Annotated in this window: 15 protein-coding genes; 10 read left to right on the top strand and 5 right to left on the bottom strand. The window is 65.9% G+C overall.

Going from position 1 to position 18,923, the window contains the following annotated elements:
• Positions 1 to 92: 92 nt before the first annotated feature.
• The 5 genes from ACP15K_RS05170 (at position 93) to ACP15K_RS05150 (ending at position 4,390) form a co-directional block, all read left to right on the top strand.
• Complete coding sequence (locus ACP15K_RS05170) at positions 93 to 1,259, top strand: ABC transporter substrate-binding protein (protein ID WP_424989989.1); 1,167 nt, start codon at positions 93 to 95, stop codon at positions 1,257 to 1,259.
• Positions 1,260 to 1,404: 145 nt separating this feature from the next.
• Complete coding sequence (locus ACP15K_RS05165) at positions 1,405 to 2,364, top strand: YVTN family beta-propeller repeat protein (RefSeq protein ID WP_424989988.1); 960 nt, start codon at positions 1,405 to 1,407, stop codon at positions 2,362 to 2,364.
• A gap of 52 nt (positions 2,365 to 2,416) precedes the next feature.
• Positions 2,417 to 2,860 (top strand): hypothetical protein, encoded by a 444-nt coding sequence (locus ACP15K_RS05160; RefSeq protein WP_193141400.1) that lies wholly within the window; start codon positions 2,417 to 2,419, stop codon positions 2,858 to 2,860.
• Positions 2,857 to 3,597: an ABC transporter ATP-binding protein gene (locus ACP15K_RS05155; protein WP_424989987.1), complete on the top strand. Its 741-nt coding sequence runs from the start codon at positions 2,857 to 2,859 to the stop codon at positions 3,595 to 3,597. Before ACP15K_RS05160 ends, ACP15K_RS05155 begins: the two co-directional genes overlap by 4 nt.
• Positions 3,584 to 4,390: an ABC transporter permease gene (locus ACP15K_RS05150; protein ID WP_424989986.1), complete on the top strand. Its 807-nt coding sequence runs from the start codon at positions 3,584 to 3,586 to the stop codon at positions 4,388 to 4,390. The genes ACP15K_RS05155 and ACP15K_RS05150 overlap by 14 nt, the downstream gene beginning before the upstream one ends.
• Positions 4,391 to 4,436: 46 nt before the next feature.
• On the opposite strand, the gene ACP15K_RS05145 is transcribed toward ACP15K_RS05150, so the two are convergent.
• Entirely contained in the window at positions 4,437 to 5,084 is a 648-nt protein-coding gene (locus ACP15K_RS05145) for an ATP-binding cassette domain-containing protein (RefSeq protein ID WP_424989985.1), read from the bottom strand.
• A 5-nt stretch (positions 5,085 to 5,089) separates the two neighbouring features.
• Entirely contained in the window at positions 5,090 to 6,061 is a 972-nt protein-coding gene (locus tag ACP15K_RS05140; protein WP_424989984.1) for an ABC transporter substrate-binding protein, read from the bottom strand.
• Positions 6,062 to 6,225: 164 nt separating this feature from the next.
• Here ACP15K_RS05140 and ACP15K_RS05135 point away from each other — a divergent pair, with 164 nt between their 5' ends.
• On the top strand, positions 6,226 to 6,645 hold the full coding sequence (locus ACP15K_RS05135) for a c-type cytochrome (protein ID WP_394355458.1): 420 nt from the start codon (positions 6,226 to 6,228) through the stop codon (positions 6,643 to 6,645).
• Positions 6,646 to 6,925: 280 nt separating this feature from the next.
• On the top strand, positions 6,926 to 8,692 hold the full coding sequence (locus tag ACP15K_RS05130; RefSeq protein WP_424989983.1) for a PQQ-dependent methanol/ethanol family dehydrogenase: 1,767 nt from the start codon (positions 6,926 to 6,928) through the stop codon (positions 8,690 to 8,692).
• A gap of 239 nt (positions 8,693 to 8,931) precedes the next feature.
• On the opposite strand, the gene ACP15K_RS05125 is transcribed toward ACP15K_RS05130, so the two are convergent.
• Complete coding sequence (locus ACP15K_RS05125; protein ID WP_193141405.1) at positions 8,932 to 9,708, bottom strand: ABC transporter permease; 777 nt, start codon at positions 9,706 to 9,708, stop codon at positions 8,932 to 8,934.
• 104 nt (positions 9,709 to 9,812) lie between these two features.
• Here ACP15K_RS05125 and ACP15K_RS05120 point away from each other — a divergent pair, with 104 nt between their 5' ends.
• The 3 genes from ACP15K_RS05120 to ACP15K_RS05110 are packed head-to-tail and all read left to right on the top strand — an operon-like array spanning position 9,813 to position 13,803.
• Positions 9,813 to 11,936: a 4Fe-4S binding protein gene (locus ACP15K_RS05120; protein WP_193141406.1), complete on the top strand. Its 2,124-nt coding sequence runs from the start codon at positions 9,813 to 9,815 to the stop codon at positions 11,934 to 11,936.
• Positions 11,933 to 12,832, top strand: a complete 900-nt coding sequence (locus ACP15K_RS05115; RefSeq protein WP_424989982.1) for an FAD:protein FMN transferase — start codon at positions 11,933 to 11,935, stop codon at positions 12,830 to 12,832. The genes ACP15K_RS05120 and ACP15K_RS05115 overlap by 4 nt, the downstream gene beginning before the upstream one ends.
• Before the next feature lie 53 nt (positions 12,833 to 12,885).
• Positions 12,886 to 13,803, top strand: a complete 918-nt coding sequence (locus ACP15K_RS05110) for a glycosyltransferase family 2 protein (RefSeq protein ID WP_424989981.1) — start codon at positions 12,886 to 12,888, stop codon at positions 13,801 to 13,803.
• Here the strand turns inward: ACP15K_RS05110 and ACP15K_RS05105 are convergent.
• Positions 13,794 to 16,193 carry a glycosyltransferase gene (locus ACP15K_RS05105; protein ID WP_424989980.1) on the bottom strand — a complete coding sequence of 800 codons (2,400 nt, stop codon included), beginning with the start codon at positions 16,191 to 16,193 and terminating at the stop codon, positions 13,794 to 13,796. The genes ACP15K_RS05110 and ACP15K_RS05105 overlap by 10 nt on opposite strands.
• A gap of 184 nt (positions 16,194 to 16,377) precedes the next feature.
• Positions 16,378 to 18,843, bottom strand: a complete 2,466-nt coding sequence (locus ACP15K_RS05100) for a glycosyltransferase (RefSeq protein ID WP_424989979.1) — start codon at positions 18,841 to 18,843, stop codon at positions 16,378 to 16,380.
• Between the last annotated feature and the right edge of the window lie 80 nt (positions 18,844 to 18,923).

The following is an 18,923-nucleotide window of genomic DNA, read 5'->3' as shown; positions in this document are numbered from 1 at the left end:
TTGCGATATTCGACCTTGGTTGGCCCCGCGACCATGGTCGTATGGCTGAGCCTGACGCGATCCGTAACCTTGGTGGCGGAGGAGATGATCGCATGAAACCACTTGCCGCCCTGATGCTGTCGCTGGTCCTGCTGCCCTGGGCAGCGGCCGCCGAAACCCGCATCGATGTCACCTACCTGCACGTGGAAACGCCGCAACCGCCGGTCCTGTCCAACCTTGACCCGGAGCCCGCCGACCTTGGCCTGGCAGGCGCGCAACTGGCCCAGCAGGACAATGCCACCACCGGCCGGTTCCTGGGCCATGTCTACACGGTTGACGCGGTTTCGATCCCCTTGGACCAAGATCCCCTGGCCGCTGCGCGCCAGGCGCTGACCGGCACCGACCTGCTGATCGTCGATGCCCCGGCTGATGTGCTTCTGGCCATTGCCGATCTGCCGGAGGCCGCCAAGGCACTGATCTTCAACACCTCCGCCGAGGACATCTCTTTGCGCAGTCAGGACTGCCGCGCCAACATCCTGCACAGCGCACCGTCGCTGGCCATGCGCACCGATGCGCTGGCGCAATTTCTTGTGAAGCGGCGCTGGACCAAGCTGGCTATGATCGAAGGCAGTCATCCCGAAGACATGGCTTTCGCCACAGCCCTGGAGCATTCGGCAGAAAAATTCGGCCTGAAGATCGGGGCGCGGAAAACATGGGCTTTCGACGCCGACATGCGGCGCCAGGCGGCCCAGGAAGTCCCGCTCTTCACTCAGGATCTGGGCACATACGATGCCCTTCTGGTGGCCGATGAAACCGGTGATTTTGGACGCTACATCGCCTACAACACATGGCTGCCGCGCCCGGTCGCGGGTTCCGAAGGGCTGACCGCAACGGCCTGGGCACCCGTGGTCGAACAATGGGGCGCGGCACAGCTGCAGTCCCGCTTCCGGGCGCTGACAGGCCGCCAGATGCACCCCCAGGACTACGCGGCCTGGGCGGCCCTGCGCAGCATCGGCGAGGCCGTGACCCGCGGCGCGACCAGCGACGCGCCCACGCTGCACAAGTTCCTGATGTCCGCGGACTTCGAACTGGCCGGGTTCAAGGGCCGCCCCCTGACCTACCGCGCCTGGAACGGGCAATTGCGCCAACCCATCCCGCTGACCCACCCCCGCGCTCTGGTGACCCAGGCACCGCTGGAAGGCTTCCTGCATCAGCGCACCGAGTTGGACACGCTCGGGCTCGATGCCCCCGAATCCGACTGTGCCGCCTATGCGGCCTGATCCCTTCCATGCGGGGGCCAGCCCCCGCACCCCCGGAGTATTGTCACCAAGAAGAAACGCCCACTCTTCTTCTTGGTTCGAAGTACTCGCCGGGGGTGTGGGGGTGGCAAACCCCCACGCTGCCCTTCGAGAAAAAGGACCGACCATGACCATTCTTCGAACTGCTGCCCTGCTTGCCTTGGTCACGATGCCCGCCAGCGGCGCGGAGATCTGGGTGACCAACGAAAAGGATGACACCATCAGTGTCATCGACGTGGACACGCTGGAGGTGATCCGCACGCTCCCGACCGGAGAACGGCCGCGCGGCATCACCTTTTCCCACGATTTCAGCCGGGTCTATATCTGCGCCTCGGACAGCGACACGGTGCAGGTCATGGATCCTGTTTCGGGCGAGATCCTGCACGATCTGCCATCGGGGGAAGACCCCGAACAGTTCGTGCTGCATCCCGATGACCGCCACCTCTATATTGCCAATGAGGATGACGCGATCACCACCGTGGTGGACACCGAAACGCGCCGGGTCGTGGCGCAGATCGATGTCGGCATTGAGCCGGAGGGCATGGCGGTCAGCCCCGATGGCAAGGTCGCCATCACCACCTCAGAGACCACCAATATGGCGCATTGGATCGACACCGAAACGCAGAAGCTGTTTGCCAACACGCTGGTGGATTCCCGGCCCCGGCACGCGGAGTTCGTCAAGGACGGGCGCGAATTGTGGGTCAGTTCCGAGATCGGCGGCACCATCACCGTGTTCGACACCGCGACACAGGCCGAGATCGCGAAGATTGCCTTCGAGGTGGACGGCATCCATCCCGACCGGGTTCAGCCCGTGGGGTTCGAGTTCACCGAAGGCGACAGCCATGCCTTCGTGGCGCTTGGGCCATCCAACCATCTGGCTGTCGTCAACGCCGAAACCTACGAGGTCGAGGACTACATCCTGGTTGGGCGCCGGGTCTGGCACATGGCGTTCTCGCCCGACAAGGACCTGCTGTTCACCACCAACGGTGTGTCGGGAGATGTGACCGTCGTGGACGTGGCCAAACGCACGGCGATCAAGTCCATCAAGGTGGGCCGCTTTCCCTGGGGCGCGGCCCTGCGCCCCTGACACTCGGGTCCCCTGGATCCGAAACATTCCAACTAGACACGAGGAACACACCATGAAAACCCTGATCACCGCCCTGGCCCTATTCGCCCTGCCCCTTGCGCCCGCGGCATTGGCCGATGATGACGATGGCTTCGGTCTTGCCGGCATCCTGTCGGCCAGCAACAAGGAAGATCTGCCGCCCATCCAGCTTTCGGCAGGGGTGCCATTGACCGACGCACCGTGGGAGTTGGCATCGGGCACCTATTACGAATTCGAAATCCAGGGCGACGGCAGCCAGGAACTGGCACTGGTGGGACCGGAGTTCTTCCGCGCGATCTGGATCGACGAGATCGTGGTCGAGGGGCTGGAGATCCGCCCGCTGGGACTGGACAGCATCGAGTTTGACGAGGCCGGCGAAATGGAGATCGGTTTTGTCGCCATCAAGCCCGGCCAGTACTACCTGAAAATCCCCGGATCCACCGGTGAGACTCAGCGGTTGGAGATCACCATCAAGTGACGGCGGCACCCGCTCTTTCCGTGCAGGGTCTGGGGTTTTCCTATGGCACGAAGCGGGCGCTGGACGGGGTTGGCTTCGACCTGGCGCCGGGGGCTTTCTGCGCCCTGCTGGGGCCGAACGGGGCGGGGAAATCGACACTGTTCAGCCTGATGACCCGGCTGTTCACGACGCCCGAGGGGCGGATCGAGGTCATGGGTCACGATCTGTCGCGGGCACCCAATGCGGCGCTGGCCACCATGGGTGTGGTGTTTCAGCAAACCACGCTGGACCCTGACCTGAGCGTGCGCCGCAACCTGGCCTATTTCGCGGCGCTGCATGGGATCGCGGGCCGTGACCGCGAGCATCGCATCGACGCGGTGCTGGACCGGCTGGCGATGCGCGCCCGGGGGCACGAGCGGGCGCGCGACCTGAACGGCGGGCACAAGCGCCGGGTCGAGATTGCCCGCGCGCTTCTGCACGACCCCAGGGTGCTGCTGCTGGACGAGGCCACGGTCGGGCTGGACGCCGCCACGCGGGCCGATATCACCGCCCATGTGCACGCCCTGGCCGCGGAACGGGGCATCACCGTGCTGTGGGCCACGCATCTGACCGATGAGGTCTTGCCCGAAGACCGGCTGTTGGTGCTGCACCAGGGCCGCATTCTGGCCGATACCACCGCCGCCGCCCTGGCCCCGCAGGGTCCTCTGCGCGACGCCTTTCTGGACCTGACCGACGGGACGCAACATGGCGCCGTTTGATCCCCGCGCCGCGCGCATCGCCCTTTTGGCCATTGTCACGCGCGAGGCGCTGCGCTTTGTGCACCAGCGCGAGCGGTTCCTGGCAGCACTGGTGCGTCCGCTGGTCTGGCTTGTGGTCTTTGCCGCCGGGTTCCGGGCCGCACTTGGCCTGTCGATCATCCCGCCCTACCAGACCTATATCACCTACGAGACCTACATCGTGCCGGGATTGTGCGGGATGATCCTGCTGTTCAACGGGATGCAATCCTCGCTGAGCCTTGTCTACGATCGGGAAACCGGCGCCATGCGCTTGCTGCTGACCTCGCCGCTGCCACGCTGGTGGTTGCTGACCTGCAAGATCCTTGCTTCGACCCTGATCTCGATGCTTCAGGCGCTTGTGTTTCTGGCCATTGCCGCCGCCTTCGGGGTGCGGGTGGGCTGGACCGGGTATATCGCGGTGCTGCCAGCCCTTCTGGTGGCGGGGCTGATGCTGGGCGGTCTGGGGCTGGCCCTGTCGAGCCTGATCAAGCAGCTGGAGAATTTCGCGGGCGTGATGAATTTCGTCATCTTCCCGATGTTCTTTTTGTCCTCGGCCCTGTACCCGCTGTGGAAAATGGCCGAAAGTTCGCAGGTTCTCTATATGATTTGTGCCTCGAACCCATTTACTTACGCGGTGGAGTTGATCCGATTTGCCTTGTACGGGCAGTTCAATTTGCCGGCGCTTCTGGTCACACTTGGCGCGGCTGCTGGCTTCATGGGGCTGGCCTTGTGGGGCTATGACCCGGCCCGTGGGATGATCCGGCGCAAGGGGTAGGATGTGCGCCGCCGCACTTGGCGTCCGGCACAGACTGTCAGCCCGGTCAGGCGGGCAACAGAGTCGCGGGTTTGCCGTCCAGCCGCAGGACGCGGGTTGCGAGCCTGCCGATTTCAATCTGGGAATGGGTGACGAGGATGGCCGCACTGCCGCGGGCGGCGCGCATCCGGGCAAACAAGGCCATCATGTTGTCGGCCAGATCGGGATCCAGCGACACGAAGGGCTCATCCAGCAACAGCAATTGCGGCGCGCGGGCAAAAGCGCGGGCCAGCGACAGCCGCCGCTGCTGGCCCAGCGACATCTGACCCGGAAACAGGTGATCCTTCCCGGCAAGCCCGACCTCGGCCAGGGCCTTGGCGGCGGCGGCACGGGACAGGCCGGTCGTCAGGGTGAGATTGTCACAAGCGCTGCGCCAGGGCAGCAGGGTCGGGCTTTGAAACACCATGCCGATGCTGCCACGCGTGGTCAGTTGCTGACCTGGCGCGGTGATCTGCCCGGCGATGAGGTTGAGAAGCGTGGACTTGCCGATGCCCGAGGGCCCGGTCAGCGCCAGCGTCTCTCCCATGGCCACCGACAGGGACACGGGGCCGAGAATTTCGGCCCCGTTCAGCGACAACCCCGGCAAGGACAGATCCAGCACCGGGCGCCCGGCATCGGGCGTGTTCAGAACGATGTCGCGGGAATGCCGGGTCATCGGGCTCAGGAGCCGGGCCGCAGGAACACGCCGTCGGGCAGTTGCGTGGCACTGCCAAGCAGGTCTTCGCCGCCCAGCTCGGCCATCAGCCGCAACATGCGGTCGGCGGCGGCTTCATCCACCGGACCGGGGGCCGGGATACCGGCCCGGAAGCCCGCCTTCAGCGCCTCGAACTGCACATCCGTCTTGGCATTCATGCGCGGGCGCAGGCGATCCCATTCGGCATCATCGCTGGCCAGAAGCGCCTTGGCATCGCCCGAAGCCGCCGCAAGCGCCTGAACGATCGCGGGGTTTTCGGCCACCAGGTCGCCGGTCACCACATAGCCCAGAAGCGGGGTTTCCGGGTCCAGCCCAAGGGCGGCGGCGGCGTCGGAGACATCGACCAGCCGACGCATCCCGGCGGCCTCCATCTTGGCCATGAAATGCCAGTAATTTATTGCACCCTGCGTCTGCCCCTGCAGCGCGGTCTTGAAGATCAGCGGCGGCGCGCCGAACACCTGTTCGGTGTCAGCCGCCAGATCCATGCCGTATTCCTGCGCCGCATAGGCCCGCAGGATCAGCCAGCTTTTGTCGAGCGGCCCGCCGGCAATGCCGATCTTCATCCCCTTCAGATCCTCGATCGTCTGGGCCGGGCTGTCCTGGCTGACCAGAATGCCGCCCACCGCCTTGGAATAGGGAATGAACACATAGTCCTTGCCCGCCGCGCGCTGCCGCGCCACCCAGAGCCAGTCCGAGACGATCACATCCGCCTCGCCGGCCTGGAAGGCAACCTTGGCGGCGGCACCCCCGGCCAGACCCTGCACCTGCAGGTCAAACCCGTGGGCAGCGTCGAGACCGTGATGCTGGATCGTATCCAGCTCCCAGTTGACGGTGCCGAATTCCAGAACGGCGGCACGCAGGACCGGCGTTTCCGCCATTACCGCGACGGCGCTCAGGGCCAGGCCGACGGCCGCGCCGGTCAGGGATTTCATCATCATCATCATTCCCTCCTCCAAGGTCTGCGGGAACGTACCACGATCAGACATGTCGGGAATTACGACCAAAGCACCGCCTGCCAGATGGTCGTAGTTTTGACTCCGATCAAGATCGGCTCTGTGGAGGGCGCGATAGCTGACACCCACCCAAACCACAGGAGAATCCCATGACCAGGACCAAACGGTTCATGACACCCCTCGCTCTGGCGCTGGCCTGCACCGGGGCCATGACGCTGCCCGCCGGGGCCGATATCCGCTATGAGCAGATCAAGATCGACGCCGGGGCGGCCCTGTTCGACGCCGAATGCCGCCGCTGCCACGCGGTCGATGTAGAGCATGCCTCGTACGGGCCGCCGCTGGAAAACATCGTGGGCCGCACCGCGGGCAGCTGGCCCGACTTCGACTATTCCGACGCGCTGGTCGCCTCGGGCATCGTCTGGACCCCGGCGGCCCTGCGCGCCTGGATGGAGGACAACGACGGCTTCATGCCCGGCACCAAGATGCGCCACGTCGGCATCGAGGATCGCACAGTGCAGGACTTCATTCTGGCCTATCTGGACAGCCTGAGTGTCGAGACGTCGAACTGAACCGTCAGGTACAGATCCGGCTTCGGGGACGCCCGGCGGCCACAAGCAAGATCAGGGGGGCGTTGCGGCGCCCCTTGCCATGTCGCGGGTACAGTCGGTGTCCACCGGATCGGGGCGGCAGATCTGAATCTCCCAGTGTGGACACCCTGTGCGCGCTGTCAACAGGGTCAAAGTCGTACGACCTAAGCAGCGTTGAAGGAAATGTCCCCGCCCGTAGGCTTGCGGTCAGACAGATGTGCCCGAACCGGCCCATCTGCACCGGAACCCGAGGGAGGACCCCATGAATCGATTCATTGCCACCGTTGTCTTGACGACCTTGGCTGCTGGCGTGGCCCAGGCCGACGTCACCGAGACCGACCTGGCCAACGACCAGACCGTCACCACCAGCGTGCTGACCAACGGCATGGGCCGCCACCTGCAGCGCTACAGCCCGCTGGAGACACTCAACAAGGACAACGTTGCCAACCTGGTGCCGGCCTGGGCCTTCAGCCTGGGGGGAGAAAAGCAGCGCGGGCAGGAAGCCCAGCCGCTGGTGCATGACGGGATCATGTATGTCACCGGCTCCTATTCGCGGCTCTATGCCATCGACGTGAAGACCGGCAAGGAAATCTGGCAGTATGACGCGCGTCTGCCCGAAGGCATCCTGCCCTGCTGTGACGTAATCAACCGGGGCGGCGCCATCTACGGCGACAAGATCTTCTTCGGCACCCTGGATGCGCGCATCGTGGCGCTGGACCTGAAGACCGGCGATGTGGTGTGGCGCGACAAGATCGCCAACTACAAGGAAGGGTATTCCTACACCGCGGCCCCCCTGATCGTGAACGGGCTGGTCATCACCGGCAACTCGGGCGGTGAATTCGGCGTGGTCGGCGAGGTGCAGGCTCGCGATGCCGACACCGGCGACGTGGTCTGGACGCGCCCGGTGATCGAAGGTCACATGGGCACGCTCAACGGCGAAGAAAGCACCATGACCGGCACGCTGAACGCCACCTGGCCAGGCGACATGTGGAAGACCGGCGGCGGGGCAACCTGGCTGGGCGGCTCGTATGACATCGACACCGACACGCTGATCTTCGGCACCGGCAACCCGGCCCCCTGGAACAGCCACCTGCGCAACGCCGGCACGCCGGTCGAAGGCAACAAGGGAGACAACCTGTATGCGGCCAGCCGCCTTGGCATCGATCCGGCCACCGGCGAGATCAAGTGGCACTTCCAGACCACCCCGCGCGAAGGCTGGGACTATGACGGTGTGAACGAGGTCGTCGCCTATACCGATGCCGATGGCAACAAGCGCTTCGGCACCGCCGACCGCAACGGGTTCTTCTACGTCCTCAACCGCGAGGATGGCAGCTTTGTCGATGCCCATCCCTTCGTGAAGGACATCACCTGGGCTTCGGGCATCGACGAGACCGGCCGCCCGATCTTCGTCGAGGAAAACCGCCCCGGCAATCCGGCGGCGGCAGCCGAAGGCAACAAGGGCCAGACCGTGTTCTCGGCACCGGGCTTTCTGGGTGGCAAGAACTGGATGCCGATGGCCTTCAGCCAGAAGACCGGCCTGTTCTACGTGCCCTCCAACGAATGGGGCATGGACATCTGGAACGAGCCGATTTCCTACAAGAAGGGCGCTGCCTATCTGGGATCGGGATTCACCATCAAGCCCATGTACGAAGATCACATCGGCAGCCTGAAGGCGATCGATCCGGCCACCGGCGAATGGGTCTGGGAATACAAGAACGACGCGCCGCTGTGGGGCGGGGTGATGACCACCGCGGGCGGTCTGGTCTTCACCGGCACCCCCGAAGGCGAGTTCCTGGCGCTGGATGACGCAACCGGCGAGATCCTGTGGAGCTTCCAGACCGGATCGGGCATCGTCGGCCAGCCCATCACCTGGGAACAGGATGGCGAGCAGTATGTCGCCGTGATGTCCGGCTGGGGCGGCGCCGTGCCGCTGTGGGGCGGGGAAGTGGCCTCGAAGGTCAACTACCTGAACCAGGGCGGGCTGCTGTGGACCTTCCGTCTGCCCAAGCAGCTGGCCGCGGCCAACTGAGCCACGCCACGACCACGGGCCCAGGGCCCTGCGACGCACTCCGGGAGACCGGGGTGCGTTTTGCTATGCGGGGGATTGCGGGGCGCGGGGCGAAAGAGATTTCATGCCTCCGGCGGGAGTATTTTTGCCAAGAAGAATTGGCGGGGGGGCGCGTCACCACAGCGGCGGCGCCTGTGCCGGGGATGGCGGGTCGGACGGGTTGCGGCTGTCGACTGCGGCCCTGACAGGAAGCCCCGCGATCAGCTTGCGGTGGCGGTGGCCTGCCAACGCCGGCTGCGACGGTCGAGCGGTTGCAGCAGGCCATATTCAAGGGCCAGCATCACCGCCACGAAGCTGAGCGCATAGGCCAGCACATGGCCGGTTTCGAACAATTGGAAATAGAGGTGGATCTGGAAACCGACGCCGTTTGAGCGGCCAAGGAATTCCACCACCAGCACGATCTTCCAGATCATCGCCAGACCGTTGCGGGTGCTGGCCGCCACATAGGGCCAGAGCTGCGGCCAGATCACATGGGCGAACCGGGCCAGCGGCGACATGCGGTGCAGGCGCGCCATGGCGCTGAGCTGGGGATCAAGGCTGCGCACCCCCTCCCGTACAGTCACGGCCACCATCGCGGTCTTGTTGACAGCAACCGCCAGGATGGCCGCGGGTTCGTTCAACCCGAACCAGAGATAGCACAGCACGATCACCACCAGCGCCGGCAAGTTCAGAAACACCGTGACCCAGGGCGATATCCAGCGGTCGAGCGCGGACCAGCTTCCCAGAGCAAGACCCAGGGCCCCGCCCAACCCCATGGCCAGCGCAAAGGCTACCGCCACCCGGCCCAATGTGGCCAGCACGTGATACTGAAGCTTGCCAGAGGCGAACTCTTGCCCGGCGATGGTCAGCACGGTCAACGGACCGGGCAACACCGAGGGATCGTCGGTCAGATGCGCGGCCACGATCCAAAGCAGCAGAAGACCGGCCAGAGAGACAACGGGCTCGATGCCCTTGGGACTGCGGTACGGTGTTGACATGACGGCCTCCTCTGGCTGGTTGCGATCATAGTCGAAGACGCAAGCGGCCACGTTTCGACCTAAGTCGCATTTGGGCGCACGGGGGCGGCGTCTAGGGTTGGCCCATGACCCTTCTGTCGCGCCTTTTGCTGTGCCTTGCCCTGTGGACCTGCGCCCTGCCGCTGGCCGCCGAGCCGCTGCCGCGCGACGAGATCGCAGCGCGAATCGTGCCGCCGTTTTCGCTGGGCGAGCCGTTGAATGCCCAAGGGGTCTACAGCCTGCTCAATTCGGGGGGTGCGGAAGCCGGGTTCGTGTTCGAGACCGAGCCGATGGCGCCCCTGCCCGGCTTTTCCGGCGCGCCGATCAACCTGCTGGTCACGCTGGATCTTCAGGGCACTTTTCAGAACGTCCAGCTTGTCAGCCACAACGAGCCGATTTTCGTCTCCGGCCTTGGTGAGGCGGCGTTTCACAGGTTCTTCGAACAGTATCGCGGCCATTCGATCAGCGATGTGCTGGTGGTGGGCACGCCCTATGGCGCCGGCGGCGATGGCAGCGAGTTGGTGTATCTGGACGGGGTGACCAAGGCCACCGCCAGCGTGCGCATCGCCCACGAAAGCCTGATGGCCGCTACCCTGCAGGTCGCGCGTGAGAAGATGCAGGGGATTGCCGCCGGTCCCCCGGCCCATCCCGACCCCGACCATACCGAGGATCTGGACTGGCAGACGCTGGTCGATCAGGGGCTGGTCGGGCATCTGCACGTCACCAATGCCGAAGTGCAGCAGGCCTTTGCCGGGACGATCTGGGCCACGGATGATCCCGAGGCGCTGGCCGATCCTGCTGGCGCCTATCTGGATCTTTGGGTCATCGACATCGGCCCGCCGTCCATCGCGCGGGCGGTTCTGGACCCCGACTCGCTGGAGGACTTGGCGCGGTTCAAGGCCGTGTCGGGCAGCGACGAGCCGCTGCTGGTCATCGACACCGCCCGTCACGGGCTGGTGTCGGATGACTTCGTGCGCAACACCGCGCCTGACCGGCTGACCGCGGAACAGGACGGGTATCCGGTGGCACTGCGCGATGCCGATCTGTTCGTGGAACTGGCCGAGGATCTGCCCGAGGCGCTGCACGATGGGGTGAGCATGATCCTGCGCACCGACCGGCGGTTGGGGTTCGACCCGACCCGGCCCTGGCAATTGCACGCCCAGGCGATGCGCGCGCATGGCATGTTCCAGCCCGAACTGGGTTCAGCCAGTTTCAGCCTGACCCACACCACGGATCCACGGTTCTTCATCCGCCCCGAACCGGTCACCCCCCTGCCGCCATGGCGCGAGGCGCTGCTGAACCGGCAGGCCGATCTACTGGTGCTGGGGGCTTTTCTGGCCGGGCTGCTGCTGGTGCTGGGGACCGCGCAAAACCGGGTGGCGGCCCTGCGTGGTTTCACGCCGCTGCGGCTGGCCACATTGGCCTTCGTGCTGGGGTTCGTCGGCTGGTGGGGCCAGGGACAATTGTCCATCGTCACCGTGCTGGGCGTCCTGCGCACGATGACCGAGGGCGGCAGCCTGTCGTTTCTTCTGTATGATCCGTTCTCGCTGCTGGTCTGGATCGCCGCCATACTGGGTCTGATCGCCTGGGGACGCGGATTCTTCTGCGGCTGGCTGTGCCCTTTCGGCGCGCTGCAGGAGTTTGCCCATCACATCGGACGGTTGCTGCGCCTGCCGCGGATCGAGCCCGCGCCGCGTTGGGATGCCCGGCTGAAGCTGGTGAAATACGGGCTGCTGGCCGCCCTGGTGCTGACCGCGCTGCTGGTGCCCGCCGAGATCGACACGGTGGCCGAGATCGAGCCCTTCAAGACCGCCATCACCGTACATTTCCAGCGCGACTGGCTGTATGTCGCCTATGCCGGGCTGTGGCTGGCGCTGGGGCTGGTGCTGTTCAAGGGATTCTGCCGCTATGCCTGTCCGCTGGGGGCTTTCATGGCCGGGGCCGGCGCGGTGGGGCGCGTCTTTGGCAAGCGCAGCTGGATCGCCCGGCGGGTGGAATGCGGCAGCCCCTGCCAACTGTGCAAGGTGCGTTGCAACTACGGCGCCATCGATGCACGGGGCAAGGTGAATTATTCCGAGTGCTTCCAGTGCCTCGACTGCGTCTCGATCTACCAGGACGAGACCACCTGCGTGCCGCTGGTTCTGGCCGGGCGCAAGGCCGCGCGGCCGCCACGGAAGGGTGCCGAATCCGGTGGCGTGGTGATCCCATGAGCCAGACCCGCCGCCGCTTCCTGACCATTCTTGCCGCAGCCACCGCCGCAGGCGTGGCCCTGCCCGCGCAGGCCCACGCTGTCTGGACCGGACATGCCCTTGGCGCCGAGGCGCGGCTGGTGCTGCAGGGGCCCGCCGATCAGACCGCCGCCGTGATGGCCGAGGTGCAGGGCGTGCTGCGCCATGTCGAGGCCCAGTTCAACCTGTTCGACGACGCCTCGGCCCTGTCGCGCTTGAATCGCACGGGGCATCTGGCCGACCCGCACCCTGATTTCATCCGCCTGCTGGCCTTGTGCGACCGGCTGCACCGGGCCACGGGCGGCCTGTTCGATCCCACGGTCCAACCGCTGTGGCGCGCTTTGGCGGAAGGGCGGCCGACTGCCCCGGCGCAAGCACTGGTGGATTGGACCGGGGTGCAACAGGGACCGTCTGAGATCACCCTGCAGCCCGACCAGCAACTGACCCTGAACGGCATCGCGCAGGGGTTGGCCACGGATCTTGTGGCCGATGTCCTGCGTCGGCACGGCATGGCACGGGGGTTGGTGCAGGTCGGCGAACTTGCGGCCCGTGGTGGGCCGTGGCGCATCGGGGTCGAGGATCCGACCCTTGGCCCTGTCCTGACACGCCGCGTGACCGATGGGGCGATGGCGACTTCCAGCCCCGATGCCATGCGTCTGGGTTCCCGGGGGCACATCCTTGGCCCGCAGGGCCAGCCCGCGCTGTGGTCCACCGTCAGTGTCGAGGCCGAAACCGCAACGCTGGCCGACGGGATGTCCACGGCGCTGTGCTTTGTCCCGGCCCGCGCCCTGCGCGAGATGGCAGCACAACTGCGCCGCGATCTGGGCCTGCGGCAGATCATAGCCATCAGCCCCGACGGCGATATCCGCACTTTCTAGCCCGAACGCATCGTCCTATAGGGGGGGCATCCGCCCCAATTGCCCGGTTCCGCGTGTCCTCTGTCACCATCCTTCTTTGCACCCACAACGGCGCCCGCTTCCTGCAGGCGCAACTGGAGTCCATCGCGGCCCAGACCCTGACCGACTGGGCCCTGTGGATCAGCGATGACGGCTCGACCGATGGCACGCTGGAAATCCTAAAGGACTTCCGCGAGGCCCATCCCGATCGCGAGATCCGCCTGCTGAGCGGTGCGGGGCGCGGGGCTGCGGCCAACTATCTGGCCCTGCTGTGCCACCCGGACCTTGGCCCCCGCCGGATTGCCTTTTGCGATCAGGATGATGTGTGGCTGCCCGAAAAGCTCGCGCGCGCCGTGGCAAGCCTGAAGAATCACGGGGACGACACCCCCGCTTGTTATGCGGCGGGCAGCACCGTCACCGATGCCGACCTGACACCGATCGGACGCCTGCACACCAATGGCACCACGCCCAGCCTGCATAATGCACTGGTGCAGAACGTCCTGCACGGCAGCACCATCGTCCTGACCCCCGCCGCCCATGCCCTGCTGCGGCAGGCCGGCCCGGTGTCGGTGCCGTTCCACGACTGGTGGTGCTATCTGGCGCTGTCTGCCTGCGATATCCCCATTGTGCTTGAGGATGATCCGGTGCTGCTCTACCGGCAGCATGGCGACAATCACATCGGCTATAACAAGGGCACGGGCGCCGGGCGCAAGCGGTATCGGCTGATCGCCGAGGGCATCTATCGCGGCTGGCTGACGCAGAACGCCGAGGCGCTGTTGCAGGCCGATCTGCCGGCGACACCCGAGGCCCGGTCATTGTGCCATGACTATCTTGCCCTGCAGGAGCGTCCGGGCGTTGCACGCATGGTGGGCTATCGCCGGTTGGGCCTTTGCCGGCAGTCCCGGCGCGCCACGCTGATGCTGCGGGCCTTCGCCGGCCTGGGCTATGTCTGAGCGGCCAGCCCGGCGCGCCTGAGCATCGGCACCCGTTCTTGCGCAGCGCCGATCACGCCGGCCTGTTCCAGACCTGCGGCAAAGGTCATTGCATCACCCCCCGGCACGAAGGGCAGCGGGTGACCATTGGGCGCCGCCCGCAAGGCATCGCCCTGCCCGCCCAGATCATAGGCAAAGACCGGCAACCCGGTGGCCAGCGCCTCATGGGTGACGAAGGAGAAGGTCTCGGGCCAGATCGACGGAATCATCCAGCAGGTGATGCCATAGCGCCGGACCAGCGCGGGAATGTCCGAGGTTCGGTAAGCGCCATGAATGGTCGCGCTGCGCGCCAGACGGAACGACGGCTCTACCGTGCCCAGCACGACCACTCGCGCCTGCCCCCCGCGCGCCAGAAGTTGCGACATGTCCCGCAACAGGGCCGCGCCCTTGTGTTTGCGGATATGGCCCAGCACCCCGATCACCGGCGCGGCGGCGGGGTCGGGCCGGGGCAGCACGGGTGGCAGGTTCTTCAGCGGGTGCGGCTGCACGACCATCCGATCCACCGTCTTGGGAAAGACCTCTGCCATGATGTCGAAACTGGAGTGCGAGAAGACGGTGACGCGACTGGCCGCGCGCATTACGCCCTGCCAGGTCTCTTGCCAGGTCTCCAGCGACACCCGCAACCCGCGGCGGCCCCGGAACACATGTGCGCTGCCCGCGTCCGGGGGATGCGGAACCCCGTTGTAGAAGCCCTGCCCGTCCAGCAGGGTCTGGGACGGCGAGATCGGGAAGAAGTCATGTACCTCGATCTCCAGCAGATCCGAGGGACGCCGGCGCAGACAGGCCAGATGACGCGGCAATTCATGTGCCCAGGGGTCGCCGACCCCGCAAGAATAGATCACGTGGCGCGTGGTGACCCCGGACAGCAACTTCTCGATCATGGCGAAATCGCCGGTCGCACCCTTGGTGACACCTTGCGGGGTGTGCGCCTCCAATTGCCAGCGCTGCACACCGCCCACGCGCAGGACCACGGCACCCAGGCCGGCCCGCGTGCGCGCCTTGATCCGTGCCTGTACCATGGCATCGGCCCCGCCACCCAGCGAATGGGCCAGAAACACCGGCACCGGCGTGTCCCCATGGGCGCCGATCCAGGCACAGGCCAGAAACAACCGTTCGGTCAGCAGCGGGTCGTCGCTGACAAAGCGCTGCACCTGCCGGGCAAACTCAGGATAGCGCTGCGCGATCAGGCGATCGTTCTTGCGTATACGCGCGGCCTTCTGTTCGGTCCCGAAGGACGCCGCGCCGCGATGTTCGACGAAAACGCCGGGATGGGCACAGTGAAAGCCGCCCAGGGCGCGGATCTTCTGGCACCAGTCGACCTCCTCGCCATAGCCCGTGCCGAAGGCGGTGTCGAAAGCCGGAACCTTGAGCAGATAGTCGATGTCGATGGCCATACAGAAACCAACGCCCGTGGGCAGCGGCGTCAGCGAGGGCGGCAGGTCGGCCAGGCGGGCCGCAGCGTCGATACGGTCCACCGCGCCTTCGGCCAGCGGTCCGCGCCGGGCCAGCATCGGCACCGACAGAAGCTCGGCATCATTGGCCATGGGGGTGACCGTGGCCACATGGCGTTGCGCGCGCAGCGGCGACAGCAGGCGGCTGGCCCAGGCGTCCGGCAGGAAGCAATCGGAGTTCAGCAGCACAACGTCCTGCCCGATCTCGACCGCCCGTGAAAACGCCAGGTTGACGCTGCCGACAAATCCCCGGTTCTCGTCCTGCTCGATCAGCTCGACACGCCCCTGTTCGATCTGGTTCATCTCGGCCGCCCAGTCCCGCAGCAAGGGCCGGACCCTGTCGTCGGTCGAGGCGTCCTCAATGAGGATCATGCGCCATTGCAGATCGGTGTTGCGCTGGATCCGGTCCAGAACCGGTGCCAGCAGATCAAAAGCGTTGTGGACGGGCAGGATCAGGGTGATGGGCGTCGGGTCGGGCGCGTCGGCTTCGTCGGACGCAGGCTCCAGAAAGCGAGGATCCAGATCGGTCCAGACGGCTTGCTGCGCAAATCCCAGACGGCGCTTGATACGCTCGCGCGCCTCAAGATCCTGCGTAAACCGCCAGCGGATGCCGTCGGGCACAAGCCGCGCCGTGGTGACCAGAAAACGCGGCAGTACCGCCACGCGCGACCACATCCGACGCGTCCGCGAGATCGGGGGCAGCGGATATTCATGGCGTTCCCCGTCGACCTTCAGAACCAGCCACGGTGTCGAATGGCCTACCGGCAGGTCCAGCACAAAGCGTCCGTCGGCGGACATGGTGCCCAGGTCCGCCCGCGCCTCGGCGCGCGTGGATTTGCACACCAAGGCCACCTCGGCCCCCGGTGCAACACCCTCCACGATGCGGCGACAGCGCTCCACCCGGCAACCCGCAACCGTCCCGAATTGCCCGCCGCCCGGTGCCTTCAACGGAAAGCCCGGTTGCTCAATTCGAGCCTGTTCATCGGCAAACCGATGGAAAAGGCGCACAAGAAGGGTCAAAAAATCCTGCCAGTCATCTGAAATCCTGCGACAATGAAGCGATGCCGCGACTGCGAAAACCCTACTACTCTGCCGCGCTGGAATCCAAGCCAAGTTTTTTTTGTGGCTCAGTCCGGCGGATCAGCGCCTGTGCCAGGGCTTTGGGATCGTCGGCCAATGCCAGCGGCAGCAGGTGACCGTTGACAGCCGGGGCCACCCCCTCGGCCTGGCCGCCCAGATCGAAGCAGAAGACCGGCAACCCGGTCGAGATCGCCTCGCGCGTGGTATAGGAGAATGTCTCGGGCCAGATCGACGGGATGAACCAGCGGTCGATGCCGTATGTGGCGGCAAGCCGGGGAAGATCGTCCAGCGCATAGCGCCCGTGCACAGTCACATGGGCAGGCGGCGTATGGGCCGGATCGACGCGGCCGATGATGGTCAGACTATGCCGCGCGGGATCCAGCACACCGCCCAGCCGCGCCACGACCTCGGCCCCTTTCTGGAACCCGATGTCGCCCAGCACACCGATGCCCGGCGTGCCGGTGGCCGGCGGGGTGATCCGCGGCACCACGTGGGTGTCGCCATGCGGCAGCAGCCGAATACGATCCGCGGCCTGCGGATAGGCTTGCGCCACGATGTCCCGGCTGGCGCGGGAGAACACCACCAGCGCCCCGGCAGCCGCTACCAGACGCCCCCATTCGGCCCGCCATTGCTCCAGCGACACCGGCGTGCCATCGGGCCGCGACGTGGCATGGGCGTCGTCTTCCGTACCCGGATGCGGAACGCCGCGATAGTGTCCGTCCCTGTCCAGCAGGGTGTAGGACGGGCTGACGGGGAAGTAGTCGTGGAACAGAACCTCGATCACGTCCCGGTCGGGCTGGATCAGGTCCAACAGCGCGCCGGGCAGGCCAACCGGATCGCCGTCGCCAACGCCGCAGGAATAGACCAGCCGGCGCGCACCTGGGCCCGCGAACAGGCCCCGCAGGGTGTCGCTGCTGCCGGTTGCGGCAGCAAGAACTTCATCCGGCGTGTGCAATTCGATCCGCCAGCGGCGATCTCCGCCGACACGCACCACGATTGCGGCACCGTAGTCGTCCAGATTTTCCAACACGCGGCGCGCCAGATAGTGCTCGGCCCCGCCGCCCAGCGAATGACCCAGATAGATCGGCAGCGGCGCATCCTTCAGGGTCAAAGCCCAGGCGATCCCAAGCGCCAATCGGGGCGCGGACAGGGGGTCGGCACGGATGAAATCCTGCACCTCGCCATCATAGGACGGATAGCGCCGGGCCACGGTGGCGTTGTTCTTCGCCACCAGCGCCTGCTTGGTGGCACTGCCGAAAGAGGCGCCGCCGCGATGTTCCACGAACAGATTGGCCAGACCGATGTGCCGCCCGCCAAGCGCGCGCACTTTCTGGCACCAGTCGACTTCTTCGCCGTATCCCTTGCCGAAGGCGGTGTCGAAGCTTGGCAGCTTCTCAAGGAAGTCGCGGTTGATCGCCATGCAGAAACCCACGCCGGTGGGCGCCTCGGCTCTCGCCAGCCTTGGTGACAGGGTGGCTGCGACTGCGTCCAATGCGTCGACCTGATCCGGGGCAAGATCGCTGCGGCAAACGATCCTCGGCACCGAGAATATCTCGGCATCGTTGGACATCGGCGTGACCGAGGCCACGTTTTTCGTGTCCGTCAGCGGCGCCAGCAGTCGTGACGCCCAGCCCGCAGGCACCATCGCGTCCGAGTTCAGAAGGATGACCGGATCAGGACACTCCAGCGCCCTTGCGAACGCCCGGTTGACGCTTCCGATGAAGCCGAGGTTTTCGGGGTTTTCAAGCAGTTCGACCGGCATCGGCAATCGCGCGGCCTCGGGCCCCTTGATCCAGTCGCGCAGGAAGGGACGCACACGTTCGTCGGGCGAGGCATCTTCGACCAGTACCAACCGCCCTGATAGGTCCGTGTGCCGTGACAGGCGCGACAGCAGGTCCGGCAAAAGATCGAAGGCGTTGTAGATGGGGACGATGATCGTGGCGGCAAGGTTCGGGTTGGCCGTGACGGCAGAGGCTTCAAACAGGCCATCCGGCAGGTCCAGCGTGCGCGCAGTCAGCGCCGCGGTCAGCCCCAGCCTGTCGCGCATTCGCGCGTAGGCGGCCTCGTCGCCGTGTACCACTGCCGCGATGACGTCCGGCACATTCCGCAGCCCCAGCCACGCCAGCCTCAGGGCCGCGCCGGGCAGTCGGACGCGACGCTGCCACTTGCCGGGACAGGGCAGATCGATCACTCGCACCCGCGCCGCTGTTTCGCAGGCCAATCGCAGGGCCCGCCCATCCCAGGGGGCTTCAATCAGGAAGCCGGGATCGGCGGTGATGTCACCCGCCGGCACATCCGGCCGGGCAAAGCGGTCGCTGACCGGCAAATCCCCTGTCGTCATCAAGAGGTGAAGGGTCTGGTCCTGCGACCATCCTTCGATGCGCACGCGGCCCTGCGCAAAACCGAGGGTATCCACGCAGCCAACAATCTCGCCATGCCGGTCCCGGATGACCTTGGGGCCAAGCTGCATCTGCAACCCTGCAGTAGAGAAGCGACGGAACAGGGAGAGAGCTCTGCTAAGCATTGGTAGGACCCGGTACGAGAGCGCCG

This window comes from Fluviibacterium sp. S390, from assembly GCF_049800695.1.
GTDB lineage: Bacteria > Pseudomonadota > Alphaproteobacteria > Rhodobacterales > Rhodobacteraceae > Meridianimarinicoccus.
Note: the sequence above shows the minus strand (reverse complement) of the source record. Positions and strands in the feature narration are given on the sequence as shown.